This is a genomic window from Aliterella atlantica CENA595 (assembly GCF_000952155.1).
Taxonomy (GTDB): Bacteria; Cyanobacteriota; Cyanobacteriia; order Cyanobacteriales; family Chroococcidiopsidaceae; genus Aliterella; species Aliterella atlantica.
This window is the reverse complement of the sequence record NZ_JYON01000017.1, coordinates 94266-112240: the sequence shown is the minus strand read 5'-3', so window position 1 is coordinate 112240 and position 17975 is coordinate 94266. Positions and strand designations below refer to the sequence as shown.

14 protein-coding genes are annotated in these 17975 nt (G+C 44.6%); 10 read left to right on the top strand and 4 right to left on the bottom strand.

Features of this window, described 5'->3' with window-relative positions; genetic code table 11:
* Window positions 1–349: 349 nt before the first annotated feature.
* Together UH38_RS16015 and UH38_RS16010 are read right to left on the bottom strand one after the other, a co-directional pair.
* On the bottom strand, window positions 350–700 hold the full coding sequence (locus UH38_RS16015; RefSeq protein ID WP_045055670.1) for a hypothetical protein: 351 nt from the start codon (window positions 698–700) through the stop codon (window positions 350–352).
* A gap of 19 nt (window positions 701–719) precedes the next feature.
* Window positions 720–1136, bottom strand: a complete 417-nt coding sequence (locus UH38_RS16010) for a response regulator (protein ID WP_045055669.1) — start codon at window positions 1134–1136, stop codon at window positions 720–722.
* A gap of 340 nt (window positions 1137–1476) precedes the next feature.
* Here UH38_RS16010 and UH38_RS16005 point away from each other — a divergent pair, with 340 nt between their 5' ends.
* Together UH38_RS16005 and UH38_RS24900 are read left to right on the top strand one after the other, a co-directional pair.
* Window positions 1477–3330: a response regulator gene (locus UH38_RS16005; RefSeq protein WP_045055668.1), complete on the top strand. Its 1854-nt coding sequence runs from the start codon at window positions 1477–1479 to the stop codon at window positions 3328–3330.
* An 11-nt stretch (window positions 3331–3341) separates the two neighbouring features.
* Window positions 3342–5555 (top strand): CHASE3 domain-containing protein, encoded by a 2214-nt coding sequence (locus UH38_RS24900; protein WP_072044937.1) that lies wholly within the window; start codon window positions 3342–3344, stop codon window positions 5553–5555.
* Here UH38_RS24900 and UH38_RS26820 read toward each other — a convergent pair.
* A complete protein-coding gene (locus UH38_RS26820) occupies window positions 5533–5670 on the bottom strand; it encodes a hypothetical protein (RefSeq protein WP_160295978.1) in 138 nt (45 codons plus the stop codon). The genes UH38_RS24900 and UH38_RS26820 overlap by 23 nt on opposite strands.
* Window positions 5671–5705: 35 nt before the next feature.
* Here UH38_RS26820 and UH38_RS15995 point away from each other — a divergent pair, with 35 nt between their 5' ends.
* A complete protein-coding gene (locus UH38_RS15995) occupies window positions 5706–6086 on the top strand; it encodes a response regulator (RefSeq protein WP_045055685.1) in 381 nt (126 codons plus the stop codon).
* A 236-nt stretch (window positions 6087–6322) separates the two neighbouring features.
* Window positions 6323–8725 (top strand): PhoX family protein, encoded by a 2403-nt coding sequence (locus tag UH38_RS15990; protein WP_045055667.1) that lies wholly within the window; start codon window positions 6323–6325, stop codon window positions 8723–8725.
* Window positions 8726–9028: 303 nt separating this feature from the next.
* On the opposite strand, the gene purM is transcribed toward UH38_RS15990, so the two are convergent.
* The gene (purM, locus tag UH38_RS15985) at window positions 9029–10054 is read right to left on the bottom strand and encodes a phosphoribosylformylglycinamidine cyclo-ligase (RefSeq protein WP_045055666.1); all 1026 of its coding nucleotides are present in this window, start codon (window positions 10052–10054) and stop codon (window positions 9029–9031) included.
* A 360-nt stretch (window positions 10055–10414) separates the two neighbouring features.
* On the opposite strand from purM, the gene UH38_RS15980 reads away from it, so the two are divergent.
* The 6 genes from UH38_RS15980 to ppk1 all read left to right on the top strand — a co-directional run bounded on the left by UH38_RS15980 (window position 10415) and on the right by ppk1 (window position 17963).
* On the top strand, window positions 10415–11428 hold the full coding sequence (locus UH38_RS15980) for a septal ring lytic transglycosylase RlpA family protein (protein WP_045055665.1): 1014 nt from the start codon (window positions 10415–10417) through the stop codon (window positions 11426–11428).
* Between the two features lie 115 nt (window positions 11429–11543).
* Window positions 11544–13094: a bifunctional pantoate--beta-alanine ligase/(d)CMP kinase gene (locus UH38_RS15975; RefSeq protein ID WP_045055664.1), complete on the top strand. Its 1551-nt coding sequence runs from the start codon at window positions 11544–11546 to the stop codon at window positions 13092–13094.
* 230 nt (window positions 13095–13324) lie between these two features.
* The gene (locus tag UH38_RS15970; RefSeq protein ID WP_045055663.1) at window positions 13325–13939 is read left to right on the top strand and encodes a superoxide dismutase; all 615 of its coding nucleotides are present in this window, start codon (window positions 13325–13327) and stop codon (window positions 13937–13939) included.
* Between the two features lie 97 nt (window positions 13940–14036).
* Window positions 14037–15374: an FAD-dependent oxidoreductase gene (locus UH38_RS15965; protein WP_045055662.1), complete on the top strand. Its 1338-nt coding sequence runs from the start codon at window positions 14037–14039 to the stop codon at window positions 15372–15374.
* Between the two features lie 127 nt (window positions 15375–15501).
* Window positions 15502–15723, top strand: a complete 222-nt coding sequence (locus UH38_RS15960; protein ID WP_045055661.1) for a hypothetical protein — start codon at window positions 15502–15504, stop codon at window positions 15721–15723.
* Between the two features lie 65 nt (window positions 15724–15788).
* Window positions 15789–17963, top strand: a complete 2175-nt coding sequence (gene ppk1 / locus UH38_RS15955) for a polyphosphate kinase 1 (RefSeq protein WP_045055660.1) — start codon at window positions 15789–15791, stop codon at window positions 17961–17963.
* The last annotated feature ends 12 nt before the right edge of the window (window positions 17964–17975 follow it).

Genomic DNA, 17975 nt, shown 5'->3' with positions numbered 1-17975 from the left:
CAGACCGAAATTAACGCTTCTGGAGAGATGACCCTCTACTTAAATCTGGAAACAGTGTTTGAGCAAAGTCGCTCGTTGAAGGAAGAATCCCCCGTCACAGCGCAAGCTTGACGGTGGGAGTGTCAATCATACAATAGTAGACCTTCTACATGAATGATAGATAGGTGTGCCAGTTCCAGACGAAGCATGGCAAATTCAGATCGATGCATGGCACAAGTAATCAAGTAAGGAAAAATTTGCCATGTCTTGCATTGATTTACAACACCGCAAAATTGCTATTACAGCAATAGTTTGCAGAGCGCTAGCCGCTTCCAGTCAGCTAGGGTCGATCTCATAATGTAGACAACTACTAGAGGTGCGAGGAAAGTGCATCTATTCTTATTTGCATTGTCTCTAGATAAATTTTAATTGCTTGGAGGTATGCTGCTCTTGCTTCTGCTTGCGCTTGTAAAGCTTGCTGATATATATCTTCCCTACAAAAATCTTCTAACTGTGATAACTGAATATACATTGATAACTTATCTGCTTGCTGCTGGATGAGTTCGCTATAATCTTCAAGAATACGACCGTTCTGTTGTAGCGCCAAATTATTAGATTGTTGTAAAAGTTTACCGCACGAATTTACTAATAGCGCACTTCGACGTATGAGGTCTAAATTTTTCGGCATTACTTGTAATTCATATTGCGGGATGTCGTACATAAAATAATTCCTATATTGGCTATTCAGATAAAGTAGAAGAATGTTTAGGTGGCAAGATATGCTGGATGTGATTTAAAAGTGCATCGAAGTTGATTGGTTTGAGAATAAAACCAAGCGCTCCAGCACTGAATGCCTCAACTGGATTCACGCAGTCATAGCCTGTAACCAACAAAATCGGAATAAAGGGTAAGTTGGCATTTTGGCGGATACGTCGAGCTACCTCCAAGCCATCCATTTCTGGCATCATCACATCCAACAACACTAAGTGCGGTCGAAAAGTTTCAATTAAGCTAAGGGCTGCGGAACCGCTCTCGGCAGTCTTTACCTGATACCCTTCTGCTTCTAAAAAAGATTGCAGCAGTAAACAGTTGTCGGCAATGTCGTCAACTACCAAAACTCTGTGAAATTGCAGTGCTGGGTTATCGGGGTCATGCATCGCTAACTCGCTTGAAACTAATAAGGTTCAGATTTTGGGGTCAGCACGGTGCATCTTTTGCAACTCGTGTAGGTATCATACTCATTTTCCTACACAAAAGTTATGAAATTTCTTCAAAATTGCTTCATTTTTATAGATTGTAGCTAGAACACATATTTTTTGTGGTAAAAAACTATCTATGGTAGGATATTTAACTCAACAAGCGTAAAATTTAAATCTTCTACCTGCAAGGTAACTTGTTGACTCAATTTGAGATTGTTATAGGGTAGTTCCGACCAAAACCACGATCGCTTTCTCGATCTGAAGTGGTAGTTACTCTCTACTCAATGCAAGGGTGCTGATGAAAATTTTGCTAGTAGAAGACGATCGCTACACGGTAGCAAAAATCAGAGAAATACTTGCACAGCATCAGTACGTAGTGGATGTGGCTGCTGATAGCGAAAGGGCAATGCAACTGATGCAGTCCTACGAATACGACCTGCTAATTGTCGATGTAGTTCTGCCTGAATTAGACGGAATTAGTCTTTGTTGCTATCTGCGGGAACAGAACTATCAAATGCCGATTTTGCTATTGTCCGCGAGAGCTAGTGTCAGCGATCGCGTCTTTGGGTTGAATGCGGGAGCGGATGATTATCTAGTCAAACCCTTCGACCCAGCAGAGTTAATTGCTCGCGTTAGCGCTTTGCTGCGGCGGCGAGAACCATTTGTTTCTCCTGCCCTGACTTGGGGATCTTTGCGACTGTTTGCTAATACCCGCAGAGTTACTTGGCAAGGAAAGCCGCTGAATTTAACCGCAAAAGAATTTGGATTACTACAGCTTTTTTTAGAAAATCCCCAACGGATCTTCAGCAAAGATCTAATCTTAGATCGGCTGTGGACGGCGGCGGAGTCTCCTAAAGCAGGGACGGTTGCAGCACACATGAAGGGACTGCGGCAGAAGTTGAAAGCAGCAGGTGTCAAAGTAGAGATAATTGAGACAATCTACGGCGTAGGCTACCAGTTGGGATCTCCATCCGATCTAGAGCAACCCGTACAAGGCTCGCCCGTATCGCCAATCAAAATCGAGCCAAGTCCAGCGCAGCAGGAAGTTATGGCTGTGGCGGCTGAGGTTTTGCAGGAAATTAGAGCTAGCCTGAATGAGGAGACAGCATTGTTCGCGCAAGTCACTGCCCAATTATCTGCTGGAACGCTGTCACGAGAACTGCGGCGACAAGCCGAAAGACACGCCCATCAATTAACTGGCTCGTTAGGCTCTTTAGGTATATCGCAAGGATTTGAAGCAGCACAGCAGATCGAGCTATTACTGCAAGGTGAGATGGCATTGGGGCAAACAGCAACACGACAATTACAGCATTTGACGGATTTACTCAAGCAAGCATTGGTCGCCACCCCTGCTCCAATTGTCCTACCATCAGCGAAAATTGCTTCGGCGCGACTGCTGGTAATAGATGACGATCGCATTCTCGTCAACCAACTACGACTAGCAGCGGTTGCGGCTGGGATCGATTTAGAAATAGCTACTACTTTAGCAGATGGTAGAAAGGCGATCGCCCAAAACCCGCCTGATGCAATTTTGTTAGATTTGAACTTCGGTGACAATATTGAAGATGGACTAATGCTTTTGGTAGAGCTAGACGAGCAAAACTCTTCCATTCCGGTTTTACTCTTCACAGTGCGCGATAGTTTGTCTGACCGAGTGGCGGCTGCTCGTTTGGGGGGACGCGCTTTTCTACACAAACCCATTTCCATCAGCGAGGTTTTAAACGCAGTCGCGCAGGTCATCGATTCCCCTTCTACGCCAGAAGCTAAAATCCTGGTTGTTGATGACGATCCCCAAATTCTAGAAACTTTCGTCGATCTACTACCTGCTTGGGGGTTGCAGGTGACAACTCTAGCCCAACCCCAACGCTTCTGGGAACTACTGACAACAGCAGCACCAGATTTGCTAGTTTTAGATGTATCTATGCCGCAGTTTAGCGGAATTGAACTTTGTCAAGTAGTACGCCATGACCCACAATGGGAAAATCTACCAATTTTAATGCTGCTGGAGCGAGAAAATACCGATCTAATTCACCAGATATATGTGGCTGGTGCAGATGACTACGTAAGTAAACCGATTGTTGCTCCCGAACTGGTGACTCGGATTTTGAATCGTCTAGAACGCATCCGCTGGCGACAACAGCCCAGAAGTTGAGTCAAATCCCCATGAAATTGTCTGTCTTGAGCAAGATTTCCATCGGCTTTATCGCGACAATAACAATAGTCAGCATTACTGGGGCGATCTTAGTACAAATTCCGCTGAGGCAGAACGTAGCAAGCCGTTGGGTACAACATACTCATGAGGTGCTGTTGGAACTAGAAACAATACTCTCGAACATGACGGATGCCGAAACTGGGCAACGGGGCTACCTACTCACGGGTGACGATCGCTATTTAGAACCCTATCACTCGGCGATCGCCCAAATTGACACGCGGCTCCAGCAACTTAAAGCATCGATCGCAGATAACCCAGAGCAACAGCGTCGGCACGAATTGCTCGAACGACAGATCGAGGCAAAACTAGGTTTGATGGCGAAAACTATTGCCTTGCGAAGCAATGAAGGGTTTGAGCCAGCAGTGCAGATTATCTTTTCCGGTCAGGGCAAACAGCAAATGGATGCTATTCGTGCTTCGATTAGCGAGATGAAGCAAGAAGAGAACCAGTTATTAGAGCGTCGGATTAGAGATTACCGAGCGATCGCCCAACTGACGACACAAGCATTTTTAATTCTTTTATTGCTGAGTTTGGCACTCATTTGTGTCGTTTACTATTTAGTCAATAGCGATATCACCTCCCGCAAGCGGGCGCAGAGAAAAAATTTGCAACTTTTGCAGCAGGTGCAGACAGAACGGGGATTGCTAGAAACAGTGCTGCAGCAGATGCCTGCGGGAGTAATTATCGCCGAAGCTCCTTCTGGCAAGCTAATCTTGGGAAACCAGCAAGTAGAGCAGATCTGGCGACATTCTTTCCTGGCTGTTGATAACGTCGAGCAGTATCGCGAATACAAAAGTTTCCACCAAGACGGACGACCCTACAATCCGCAAGAGTTGCCCCTAGCTCGGTCAATCCTGACTGGGGAAGTAGTTATCGAAGAAGAGATCGATTTTTTGGGTGGGGATGGTACGCGGGGGACAATGCTCGTTAGCTCTGCGCCCATCCGCAATGCAACAGGTAATGTGACCGCAGGCGTAGTCACTTTCTCTGATATTAGCGATCGCAAACAAGCTGAGAAGGAACTGCGCCGCCGCGAAGCTGAGTTGCGCTTTCTCAATGAAGCTTTACCCGTAGGTATTTTTAGATTAGATCCTCAAGGAAGTTGTACTTACACCAATCCTCGCGCTGGGGAAATTTGTGGTTTTACGTTTGACGAAGCATTGGGAACAGGCTGGCGGAAGTTTATTCATCCTGATGATGTAGCGCCGCTTTGGTCGCAATGGTTGCCAGCAGTGGCGGCGCATCAAGAATTTTCTGGTGAGGTGCGTTATTTGCATCCCGATGGCACAGTTCGATTTGGTCGAGTTAAGGTAGCGCCGATTTTTTCTTGCAGTAATGCGATCGGTTATGTCGGCACAATCGAAGACATCACCGAAATTCGCGCCGTAGAAAAAATGAAAAACGAGTTTATTTCTGTTGTCAGCCACGAACTACGCACGCCACTAGCTTCGATTCGCGGTGCTATCGGGTTACTTTCTGCCGGACTTCTGGTTGACGAGCCAGAAACAGCCCAAGAAATGCTAGAAATTGCCTCGCTTGATACAGAACGCTTGGTGCGCTTGGTGAATGACATTCTCGATTTAGAGCGGCTAGAATCCCACAAACTGACTTTAATTAAACGATGGTGCGATGCTGCCGCACTCATGCGCCAGTCAGTCGAAAGCCTTCAGCTTGTTACAGAACAAAACAATGTAACACTGTCTTTCACGCTGCGATCGCGGCAAATTTACGTCGATCCCGACCGAATAATTCAAACTCTAGTTAATTTATTAAGCAACGCCATCAAGTTCTCATCCCCAGGTGCAACGGTTTGGCTGAGTGCAGATTTGGGGAGTCGGGAGTCGGGAGTCGGGGAAACAGAGGTGAGGGCGCTGGGGAAGTTGGGGGAGAAAACACAACTACCAATTACCAATTACCAATCACCAACTCCCGAACTTTTATTTACCGTCAAAGATACTGGACGCGGTATTCCTGCCGATAAATTAGCAACTATCTTTGAACGGTTTCAACAAATTGATGCATCAGACTCTCGGCAAAAAGGTGGGACAGGTTTGGGGCTAGCCATTTGTCGCACGATCGTGCAACTACACGGCGGGCAAATCTGGGCTGAAAGCGTTTTAGGGCAGGGTAGCGCATTCTGTTTTACCATACCGCTGGTTCAATAAGGGCGATCGCGATTTCGCTGCCAGCAAAAATTGCCCATGAAAACTTGCTGTATTTAATTCCCGTGATAGAGAAAAACAAGCGATCGATGCTGTAATCTTGCGAACAATTTGCCACCTCCAACTACCTCTTTACTTCCCACTCCCTTGCAAATGCCATCCAAATGCATTCTCCTAATTGACGATGAACAACGCCTTTCTAGAGTGATTGAGACGTGTTTGAGAAAACTAGGCGGTTGGACAGTATTAACGGCACAATCGGGCAGCGAGGGCTTGCAAAAAGCCCATACTCAACAGCCCGATGCCATTTTGTTAGATGTAATGATGCCCGATCTCGATGGAATTGCTTTGTTTCGGAAGCTACAAGAGAATCCAGCCACTCAAGCGATTCCTGTGGTTTTGTTAACTGCCAAAGTACAGCCTGTTGACCGTGAAAGCTACGCTCGCCTAGGTGTTGTGGGCGCGATCGCTAAACCTTTCGATCCATTACAACTAGCAAATCAGATTGCTGACACTTTGGGGTGGCAAATTTAGCTTCACGATCGATCTGTATTGTCTGCATTTTTCCTTCTGCCTTCTGCCATACATTAAGCCAGCGGGAGTTGAAATCGCCAAAATTTGATCCGGCGTTAACCCCAAGATTAACTAATTTTAATCTTGCAGGATTATCGTATCAAAGCTTGCCTACGTGTATAAACGCAATCTTTGCTAGTAGCAAGCATTTTTCAACTGTAAATTCTCGCAATTAAAGCAATTAAAGAGAGAGCTTCATGTCCAACCTGACTCGAAGACAGCTACTAATTTTCTTTGGCGCAAGTGCTGGCAGCGCTGTAATAGCACCAGTTGTAGGAGAAAACCTTTTAGATAGCGGCGCAGCCAATGCAGTTGTATCCCGTAGATTTACGCCCATACGTTTGCCTCATCCTTTGCCTATCTACCAAGAGCAAAATAGTTACTATGCTACAGGTATTGGGCAAGGAAATGTATTAAATGCTACTCAAGATACTAGACTAACTAAATATACGATTATTGATGATGTAGTAGTTCCGCCAGAATACGATCGCTATGTAATTGTCAGTTGGGGCGATCGCGTATTTGCCAACAAAGAAGAATATTTTGGCTACAACTGCGACTATACAGGCTTTGTCCCCATTTATGGTGACAACGACGGCTACTTATGGGTAAATCACGAATACGTCAGCTATCCAATTACGGCGCTAGCGCCTGATAGCCCTGAAGATGTTGCTGGCTTCCCCGAATCATTCCCCGCTGTTGTTGGTTACGCGCCTACTGCTGTAGATCGAACGCTGTTAGGGGAATTTTTGTATAATATGGGCGGATCGGTAGTGCGGATTGCTAGACGCGATCGCAACGGACGCTTTAGCGTGGTAAGCGATCGCAATAATCGCCGCCTTCATACGCTTTCTGGTTTGGGGATTAATAGCGATCGCACAGATGCCTATAAGCACGTGACATCTTGGGGGACAAAAAGCTACCAAAAAGGCGATCGTAATTACTTAATCGGTACGGGGGCGGCGGCTAAAGAAGTTTTCCCAATTAGTAGCGATGGCTTGGGTAACAAAATTATTGGTACGGGACACAATTGTTCTGGTGGAACGACACCTTGGGGCAGAATTTTGAGTGCGGAAGAAAACTTCCAAGGTAGTAAAAGTCTCTTTGTGGGCGTGCAAGAAGCCGTGAAACCAAATGGTACTCAAACAGAGTACATTACTGGCTCTAGTGGGGCTGAATTTGGTATGGTTGGCGAAAAATATGGCTGGATAGTAGAGATCGATCCTGCCGATCCTAACTATCGCCCCCGCAAGCATACCGCTTTAGGTCGCTTCCGCCACGAAAACATTACGATGCGCGTGGAAAGAGGCAAAAAATTAGTGGCATATATGGGTGACGATCGCCGAGGCGGACATACTTACAAATTTGTCAGCGCGGGTAACATAACTGAACCTAAAGATAAAAACAACAGTAACTTATTTGAATCTGGCACTCTTTATGTAGCGCGTTACAACGCTAATGGTACGGGTAAATGGATTCCTCTAGAACTAAATACTCCAACTAATCCCAATACTCCCTCAGAAATTTCTGCAGTAGAAGTTGCCAAATTAGGTAAAGCCACTAATAACGGACTTGTGCGCCTTCCTCGCCGCAATGGAGTAGCAGGGCAAACTACTGATGGCGGTGCTTTATCTGTCACTATCAACACTGCCAGTAACTCTATAACAGGTGCAACTACATCCTATGCTGAAGCTGACGTGCTGCCAGCTTACCGCAACAAGCGATTAGCAGATTTTTATCCAACTCAAGGCGCTATGCTATGTGATGCTTTCTTGGCAGCCAATTTAGTCGGAGGATCGCCCACCGCACGCCCAGAAGACTTAGAAGTTCATCCCCGCACTAAGGAAGTATATATTGCCTATACTGATGGCGCACCTGGTAGCGATGGTTATCCCGACTCGCGGATTTTTGTAGTTTCTAAGTACACTAGCGCTGTCAATGATGCTCAACCTTCAGGAGAACTATTTAAAATCACTGAAGATAGTGCTGACGGTACTGGGCTATCTTTCCGTTGGCAGCGATTTGCTAAAGGTGGCGAAGCAGGTACAAAAATTGGTTCGGGTTTTGCCAATGTAGACAACTTAGTTTTTGACAAACAAGGCAATGTTTGGGGCGTAACTGATATGTCTACAGGTTCTCACAATGGCTTTGATGTTGGTGCTACTGCCGAACCTAAGTTGATTGAACATTCGGTAGTAGGTGCAACTTCAACCAGTCAAACTGATGCAGATAAAAATGCTGCTACTTCTGACTTAGTTGGTATATTTGGCAATAACTGGCTGTTTTATATTCCTACTCGCGGACCAGATGCGGGCGAAGTAGTACCATTTGCTTACGGTCCGCCGCGCTGCGAGATGACAGGACCTACTTTTGTCGGTGATACGCTAATTATTTCTATCCAGCACCCAGGCGAAGATTGTCCGTTTAATCCTCAAGCTACGCTTAACCGCGATATTGAGATGTTGAATTTGGATGGTACTTTGTTTACCCAAAATCGAACTTTGCCGCGCGGTAGCAATTGGCCCAGTAATATCCAAGGCAATGCTTTAGGCGCTCCTCGTCCGTCGGTAATTGGTATTCAGGTTAGGCGATCGCCTTAAATAATTCGTAATTCGTAATTACGGACAAAATTACCAATTGTGCAGAGGCGGTTTGACTTAAATTTTAGTATGTTTTGATACTAAACCTTTTCGTCGTGGCGATCGCTGCAGTTGGAAAAATAAAGGCTCCATTTACAGGAGCCTTTGCCTATAGGGTTAATTCCCGTATTTAGGCGCTTAAGAATAAAGGTGATGCTTCCAGGTTAAACTCTGAGATTGTTATTTATTTTACATCAACATACAAGCAATGGCGAATTTTGTCTAGATTGGTAGGGTGCGTTTTGAAAACGCACCCTACGGCTGTCAATTAAATAATCCCTCAATTTCGCCAGTACCATTTATTACCTCTGCGATCGCATAGGCAGCAATTTCTTGAGACTCAAAGTGGGCGATCGCTTGTTCTACTTGCTCTGGTGGTATGAGCACGACGAAGCCAATACCCATGTTAAATGTATTAAACATCGCTGTATTATCTACAGCGCCAACCTCGGCTAACCAGTTAAATATTGGGGGAATTTCCCAGCTATTATTGATGCGGATAGATTGATTTTCGCCTAGAGCGCGAGGTAAATTTTCTGGCAACCCGCCGCCTGTAATGTGCGCCATACCGTGAATTTCTACCCCTTGTGCTAACGCTGCTAATATTGGTTTTACGTATATTCGCGTAGGTGTAAGTAAAAATTCACCTATGGTTTTATCTCTGCTAAATTCTAAGCGATCGCTCCAATTGTATTGACTGTCATCAACTATTTTCCGAACTAAACTAAAACCGTTGCTGTGTACGCCGTCGCTAGCTAAGGCGATCGCTATATCGCCAATTTTTACTTGAGAGGTGTTCAACATCCGGCTTTTCTCGACAATCCCGACACAAAAGCCTGCTAAGTCATACTCCCCTGGCTGATAAAAACCAGGCATTTCGGCTGTTTCTCCCCCTAATAACGCACAACCAGCCATTTTGCAGCCTGCGGTTATCCCAGAAACTACGTTAGTTAGTTGTTCTGGTTTTAACTTTCCCGTTGCTAGGTAGTCGAGAAAAAATAATGGTTCTGCGCCTGTCGTCAATACGTCATTGACACACATTGCTACTAAATCTATTCCTACGGTGTGATGACAGCCAATAGTTTGGGCTAACTTTAATTTTGTGCCTACGCCATCAGTCCCAGAAACTAAAACTGGTTCTTGAAAACCGGATGGCAATTGAAAGCATCCGCTAAAGCCACCCAAGCCGCCGATTACTTCTGGTCTGTGAGTGCTGTGTACTAAGTTGCGGATGCGCTCTACAAAAGCTCTGCCAGCCTCTACATCTACCCCTGCTGCTCTATAATCCATGAGATGGGAAATACCTTAATTGCGATCGCCAGTGTTGTATTTTACTGTCTTCTTTTCATGTAACAAATTGGTAAAGTTTTATTAATTTTTGTTAAGGATGTCCGTAATACGGAAAAGCCTGAAATATTTATTTAGTCTGCATTTGCCCGATCGCCCTCAGTCAAAAGAATGATTAAATTTCTATCTATTGCGTTGGATTACTGATCCCCTAGCTAAAAACTTCGTGCTAGTCTGTTGCAGTCGTTAATTAAAAAAGCAAACACGTAACGAGTACGAGTTTGGGAAATAATCAATTGCCAGCGTGCAACACATCCCATTCCGGCTCAACTGCAAACTAGAAGTGTCAATTACATGGGACGCATGAAGAACAAAATTTTCTGGACGACTGCTACAACCTTACTTACAGCAACATTGGGACTGCCATTATCGAGCTACGCGCAATTGACACCAGTAGTTGATGAAGTCGGGGAAAACAGCCAAACAACGTTAACCAAGAACTTACAAAAGAATCCGGTCAAGAATGCTGTTAAGGTGGGACAGTACCAATCTCCAACTCAAGAGCAGCTAACAAAAATTCAAACCTACAACCTAGACTCTACTCGTCAAGCAGCAACACTCTACATTCGCAATATTCCTGTTTTGACATTTGTAGGTGAAAGCACAGCTAAAACTAGCTCTACAAAGCAAGTAAAAGTTGCTAGCGTAGGCAAACTACCAACAAAAGCAGCATCGTACTTGGCAGCAAACAATGCACCAGTAGCAAGAGCAACCCAAGTAGCTGCGAAACTCAACCAGCTAAGTCAAGAAGGCTTAGATGCAAATAAGATTGCAGTGCGGTGGAAAAGCGGTAATAATGCTAGCGATCGCTACTCTGTCAACGTCGACGGTGAAGAATTAGTTGAAATCAACAACGACACCTTGCTTGCAGATACAACCAAAGATGCAGCCAAAGATGCACTGCAAGTAACCAATCGCCTGCGCCGTCTGTTAGGTAATGCACCAGCTTTAACTGAAATTAGCGGACAACCCCAACCGCAAGTGATTAAGCAAGCAACCCAAGTAGTTGCACAAGCAGTCAAGGTTGGTTCGCGGGGGATGGCTTCGTGGTACGGTCCTGGCTTTCACGGTCGGCGCACTGCTAACGGTGAGAGATTCAATCAGAATGCGCTAACTGCTGCCCATCGCAGCCTACCTTTTGGTACAAAAGTGAGAGTAACAAATGCACGCACTGGTCGTTCTGTAGTTGTAAGAATTACAGATAGAGGACCTTTCACTGGCGGTCGAGTTATTGACCTATCTGCAGCAGCAGCGCGGATAGTAGGCGTGATGCAAAGTGGAGTAGCGCCTGTAACTCTTGAGGTTTTGGGTAGATAAACAAAGGTTAAGGATAAAAAGAGGTAGATATTACGCACGGCTTTTTATCCTTTAACTTGCTACTGCAAACAAAGATAAACTAACGGGTGGAGCCAGAAAATTTTAGGAGATTTAGGTGCGCCTGTTTGCGACAATTGCAGCTTTGCGTTGCTACTTAGAACTACGCCGCAAAGAGCAATCGGTAGGACTAAGTGCCTTACCTTCTATCGGTTTAGTGCCGACAATGGGATCTTTGCACGTTGGGCATTTAAGCTTAATCGAGCGGGCTAGGCAAGAAAATAGCACTGTAATTGTGAGTATTTTTGTCAATCCGCTGCAATTTGGACCTACAGAAGATTATCAAAGTTATCCTCGCACGATAGAGAGCGATCGCATTTTATGCAAGCTCGCTGGGGTAGATGCAATTTTTGCCCCTACAGCTAAGGAATTAGGAGCGCAAGAGGGTTTGCTTTCGGCTTGTCAAGTTGTGCCTCCAGAGAGCATGACGGCGGTATTATGCGGCAAAAGTAGACCGGGGCATTTTCAAGGCGTAGCTACGATTGTGACTAAGTTATTTAACTTAGTACAGCCGGATAAAGCTTATTTTGGGCAAAAAGACGGGCAGCAATTAGCGATTATCCGGCGGTTGGTGCGAGACTTGAACTTTCCTGTGCAGATTGTTGGTTGTCCGACGCTCAGGGAGCCATCAGGGCTAGCTATGAGTTCGCGCAATCAGTATTTAACCCCCCAGCAGAAAGAGCAAGCAGCAGTTTTGTATCGGAGCTTGCAGCAAGCAGAAAAGGCTTTTAAAGCGGGAGAACGTTTAGCGGCAAATTTGCTTGCCATTGTCAGACAGGAATTAGCGATAATAAGTGCTGTTGAATATGTGGAATTGGTAGATCCGAATACATTGATGCCGTTGGAAAAAATTGAGGATAAGGGAATGCTGGCGATCGCATCTCGCATTGGTGCGGCGCGGTTAATTGATAATATAGTTTTGAACTCGCGTCAGCCAATTGTAGCGATTGATGGTCCGGCTGGTGCAGGTAAATCTACGGTGGCACGTCAGGTGGCGGCGGCTTTGGGTTTGGTTTATCTCGATACGGGTGCTATGTATCGGGCGCTGACTTGGTTGGTGTTGGATTCTGGAATCGATATTAACGATTTGCCAGCAATTGCCCAATTAGCTAGTAGTTGTCAAATTCAACTAGCTAGCAGTACCGACTTAGAAAATCCGGTGCGCGTTTGGATTAACGATCGCGAAGTTACTCAACATATTCGCAGTTTAGAAGTTACAGCCCATGTGAGCAAAGTTGCATCGCAAAGTGCTGTGCGTCAAGAACTTTTACGCCAGCAACAGCGTTGGGGGCAAAAAGGCGGATTAGTAGCTGAAGGGCGCGATATTGGTACTCACGTTTTTCCCAATGCGGAACTAAAGATATTTTTAACTGCGTCTGTTCGAGAACGGGCGCGTCGTCGTCAACAAGATTTTGAGCATCAAGGGCAAGTTACTCTGACTTTGGAGCAATTAGAAAAAAGTATTGCCGAACGCGATTTTCTCGATAGCACCCGCGAACTTGCTCCTTTGCAAAAAGCTGCTGATGCGATGGAAATTTGTACCGATGGTTTGAGTATTGCTGAAGTTACAGCTAAGATTATTAGTCTATATCACGATTTGGGCTATTAGTCAAAGATAAGTTATCTAAGTTAAGCATTAGGCGATCGCTTACTTTCATGCGACATTAGATTTGAATGCAGCGAGCAGATCGGCTAAGAAGCTTTGAACAAGCTAGAAACTGGCATTTTTAAGCGGCGAAATAGAGCATTAAATTTTATTTCGCCAAGATTTTTCCTAGCAAACTAGATAATACTTAAGCCTATAGGTGCTAAAGCTCTTACCTATTAGGATTTCTCAACATGGCATTTGAACTTTCGCCTTTACCTTACAATTACGACGCTCTAGATCCTTATATCGACTCGCAGACGATGCAACTGCATCACGATATGCACCACCAGGCTTATGTCAATAACTTGAATGCAGCCGTAGACAAGCATCCCGAACTACAATCCAAAAGCCCTGAAGATTTAGTCCGCGAACTCAATAGTTTGCCTCAAGATATTGTCTCGGCAGTGCGAAATAATGGTGGCGGTCATGTCAACCACACCATGTTCTGGCAAATTATGGCTCCCAATGCTGGCGGCGAACCCACTGGAGCAATTGCTGACGCGATTAAAGATAACTTTGGCGACTTTGAAAGCTTCAAGACGCGGTTTAACGATACTGGAACCAAGCAATTTGGTAGTGGTTGGGTGTGGCTAGTCCGCACTAGCGACGGCAAACTTGAGGTTGTTGGTACGCCAAATCAAGATAGTCCCATTACAGGCGGACATTTCCCGATTATGGGCAATGATGTGTGGGAACACGCTTATTATCTCAAGTACCAAAACCGCCGCGCTGAATACCTCAAGCAGTGGTGGAATGTTGTTAACTGGGATGAGATTAACAACAGGCTGTCGATGTCTACCCGTTAGATAGCTGTTATTATTAGCAATCAACAGTCACGAGCGATCGCTTGTGGCTGTTTTTTGTATGCTATCTATACGAAGAGGGCATATTAGGTAGCAAAATTTGACTTTATATCTTAATGACCATGCCATTGTTGTCGGTGGTAGCATTGCTGGACTTTTGAGCGCCCGCGTACTTGCGGATTACTTCGAGTCAGTCACAATCGTTGAGACAGATACATTACCTGAACTACCTGATGCGCGTAGAGGCGTACCGCAATCTGTTCAACCGCATATCTTACTAACAAAAGGTTATAGAATCATCGCCGAACTGTTTCCAGGAATTGGAGACAGGTTAAAAGCTGCTGGTGCTTTACCGATAGATTGGGCGCGAGAATTTTATCTTTTCAATCGTCATAGCTGGAATGCGATCGCTCCATCTCCATCTCATATTGTTTCTTTGACTTGTTCTCGTCCGCTATTAGAGTGGGGAATTAGGCAAGAACTAGCTAAGATTGCTAACGTGCAGTTTCACCAGCAGCAGCGCGTCACGGGACTTGTATTGCATCATAGCGGTAAATATATTACTGGAGTGCGATCGCGATCGCTTGTCGATTCAAGTTACAGCGAACTTGCAGCCTCTCTAGTAGTAGATGCTAGCGGTCGTCGCTCTCAAGCCCCAAATTGGTTACAAAATTTAGGGTTTACGCCGCCACCAGAAACCGTTGTCAATCCCTTATTAGGATATGCAACTCGCCGCTATCGCGTACCTGCTAGCGATCGAACAGATTGGAAAGTAATGCTAATTTCTCAATCGCCTCCTGATGGTACGAGGTTGGGATATTTAGCCAAAATTGAGGGTGGAGAGTGGATAGCTACCCTTGGCGGTTATGGAGGTAATTTTCCCCCATTAGATAATGATGGCTTTTTAGACTTTGCTCGTACTTTGCCTAGTATGGAATTCTATCAAGCAATCAAAGAAGCCGAACCAATATCGCCTATATATGCTCATCGCACTACTGCTAACAGGCTGCGTCATTACGAACAAATCGTACTACCTCAAGGTTTTGTTACTTTAGGCGATGCAGTTTGCGCCTTGTGTCCTGTGTACGGACAAGGAATGACGGTTAGCGCCAAAGCTGCTATGGTACTGAGTGATTGGCTAGCTAGGCAGCGCAATCAAAGTTTTATATCGTCACGCTTTCAAAAAAAGTTAGCGCAAAGTAATTCTCTTTCCTGGAATGTAGCAACGTCGCAAGACTCTCGTTTTCCTACAACTAAAGGTGATAGCAAACCCACTCAATCGGGTGGATTGTTTGCAGCTTATGCAGAACGAATGCTGGAATTAACAACTGCAGACTCTACTGTTGCAACTGCACTTTTGGAAGTAACGCAGCAACTCAAATCGCCCTTAGCACTTTTTTCGCCTCAAATAGTGTGGCGCGTACTCAAGAATAGCTAGCATGAGGTAGGATGCGATCGCTATTTATTGCCATTTGCAGCAAATTAACTCTTGAGGCAGAATCAATTGTTGCTAATATTCTTGGAAAATTAGAGCGATCGCTTCACAACCATTACTATACAAATTAATGAACAGTAAAGAATTAGCGCAGTACATTGAAGCAACTGATAGCATTTCTAAACCTTGGCTATTAGTACAATTAAGGTTAAAAAAACTGCAAGAACGTCAAGCCAATATTTCTGCTGATGAGTATTCTAGAGAATTAGCAGAAATTCACCAAGATTTAATGAATTTAGGCGAATGGTGGGTAGGTCAGGAAGAAGAAGTATTTGGCACTCCAAATTTATAATATCTATCTAGTTTCAATTTTTTACTTGAGCAACATATTTTTGCCAATTACAAGCAAATAAACTTATGCCTAGAGCGAAAAAAGCAAATACAGAAATTAACCTTAGCGATCCTCAATATTATTTCAACCGCGAGTTAAGCTGGTTAGAATTTAATAATAGAGTATTACATGAAGCTTGCAATGAAAACTCGCCACTGTTAGAAAGACTAAAATTTTTGGCAATTTTTAGCTCAAATTTAGATGAATTTTTCATGGTGCGCGCAGCTGCTTTGTACGAACAAGTAGAAGCAAATGTAAGCAAACTTAGTCCTGATGGTTTAACAGCAGAACAACAGTTAGATGAAATTAGCCAACGCTTGCGCCCTTTAGTTGCCAAGCAACACGATCATTTTGAAAAGATAATTAGACCATTGCTTGCTCAAGAAGGTATTCATATTCTTGACTATATCGATTTAACTCAAGAGCAACGAACTTATTTACAAACTTATTTTGAAGAACAAATTTTTCCAGTTTTAACTCCTTTAGCAGTCGATCCTGGGCATCCGTTTCCGCATATTTCTAACCTCAGCTTAAATCTTGCTGTAGTCGTCAAAAACCCAGAAACAGAAGAAGAACTATTTGCTAGAGTCAAAGTTCCGAATGTATTGCCGCGATTTTTACCATTGCCAGAAGAGTTGTGTTATACCCCCAAAGGAGAAGCGGCTAAGTGGACGGGCGTACCATTAGAACAAACGATCGCTCATAATCTCGAATCGCTATTTCCTGGCATGAATATTCAAGAGTATTATCCTTTTCGCATCACCCGCGATAGTGCTTTGGAACTAGAAGAGGATGAAGCTGATGATTTATTAGAAGCAATCGAACAAGAACTTCGCAAGCGGCGCGTAGGTGGTTCTACAGTGAGATTAGAAATTCAGTCGCACATTCCCGAACCATTGCGCCTACGGTTAATGCGAGAATTGGATTTAAGCGATCGCGAAGTTTATCAGGTAGACGGGTTGCTTGGTTTAGGTAGCTTAATGTCTTTTATGAGTCTACCAATGCCAGAATTGAAAGACAAACCTTGGAAATCAGTTGTGCCAACTCGCCTGCAAAAGCTCGCTGCATCTAGTGTGGCGGAACCAGAAGGTAGCAAAGATTTTTTTGCTGTAATTCGCGAACAAGATTTGTTGGTGCATCATCCCTATCACTCTTTTTCCTCAACAGTGCTGCGCTTTATTAATACGGCGGCGCACGATCCTGATGTCCTAGCAATTAAAATGACGCTGTATCGCACTTCTGGAGATTCACCGATTGTTAATGCTTTGATTGCAGCGGCGGAAAATGGCAAGCAAGTAGCTGTATTGGTAGAGTTAAAAGCTCGGTTTGATGAGGAAAATAATATTTACTGGGCGCGGCGTTTGGAAAGGGTGGGAGTTCATGTAGTCTACGGGCTAACAGGGCTAAAAACTCACTCCAAAATTGTCATGGTAGTACGTCAAGAAGGCGATCGCATTAATCGCTACGTGCATATTGGTACGGGTAACTACAACCCCAAAACTGCGCGGATTTACACGGATTTGGGCTTATTTAGCTGTCGGGAGGATTTGGCAGCAGATTTGACGGATTTGTTTAATTACCTGACTGGTTATTCCAGGCAGCGCTCTTATCGGCAATTATTGGTTGCGCCTGTAAATATGCGCGATCGCACTTTGGCTTTGATCCACCGCGAGATCGAGCATTGCCAAAATAATCTTCCAGGTCGAATTGTTGCCAAAATGAATTCTTTGGTCGATCCGCAAATTATTGCTGCCTTGTATGAAGCTTCTCGTGCTGGGGTACAAATAGACCTAATCGTACGCGGTATGTGCTGTTTGCGTCCGGGAATTAAAGATATCAGCGAAAATATCCGCGTTATCAGTATTATCGGGCGCTTTTTGGAACACTCCCGCATTTACTACTTCCACAATCAAGGGCAAAAAGAAATTTTTATTGGTAGTGCTGACTGGATGCCGCGCAATCTAGATCGCCGAGTTGAAGCGATTACTCCTGTTCGAGATCCAGATTTAGCTTGCGATCTAGAAGAAATTTTGGGTATTGCGTTGGCAGATAAATGTCAGGCGTGGGAATTGCGCTCAGATGGTAGTTATCAAAAGCGATCGGATATATCAGAGCGAGAAGATGCTATAGTTGCTTGCCCTCAAACTAATTCGCAAACAATTTTTATGGAAATGGCACTACAGTCGGCTGGCTTGAGTTGATTAAGAAGAGAT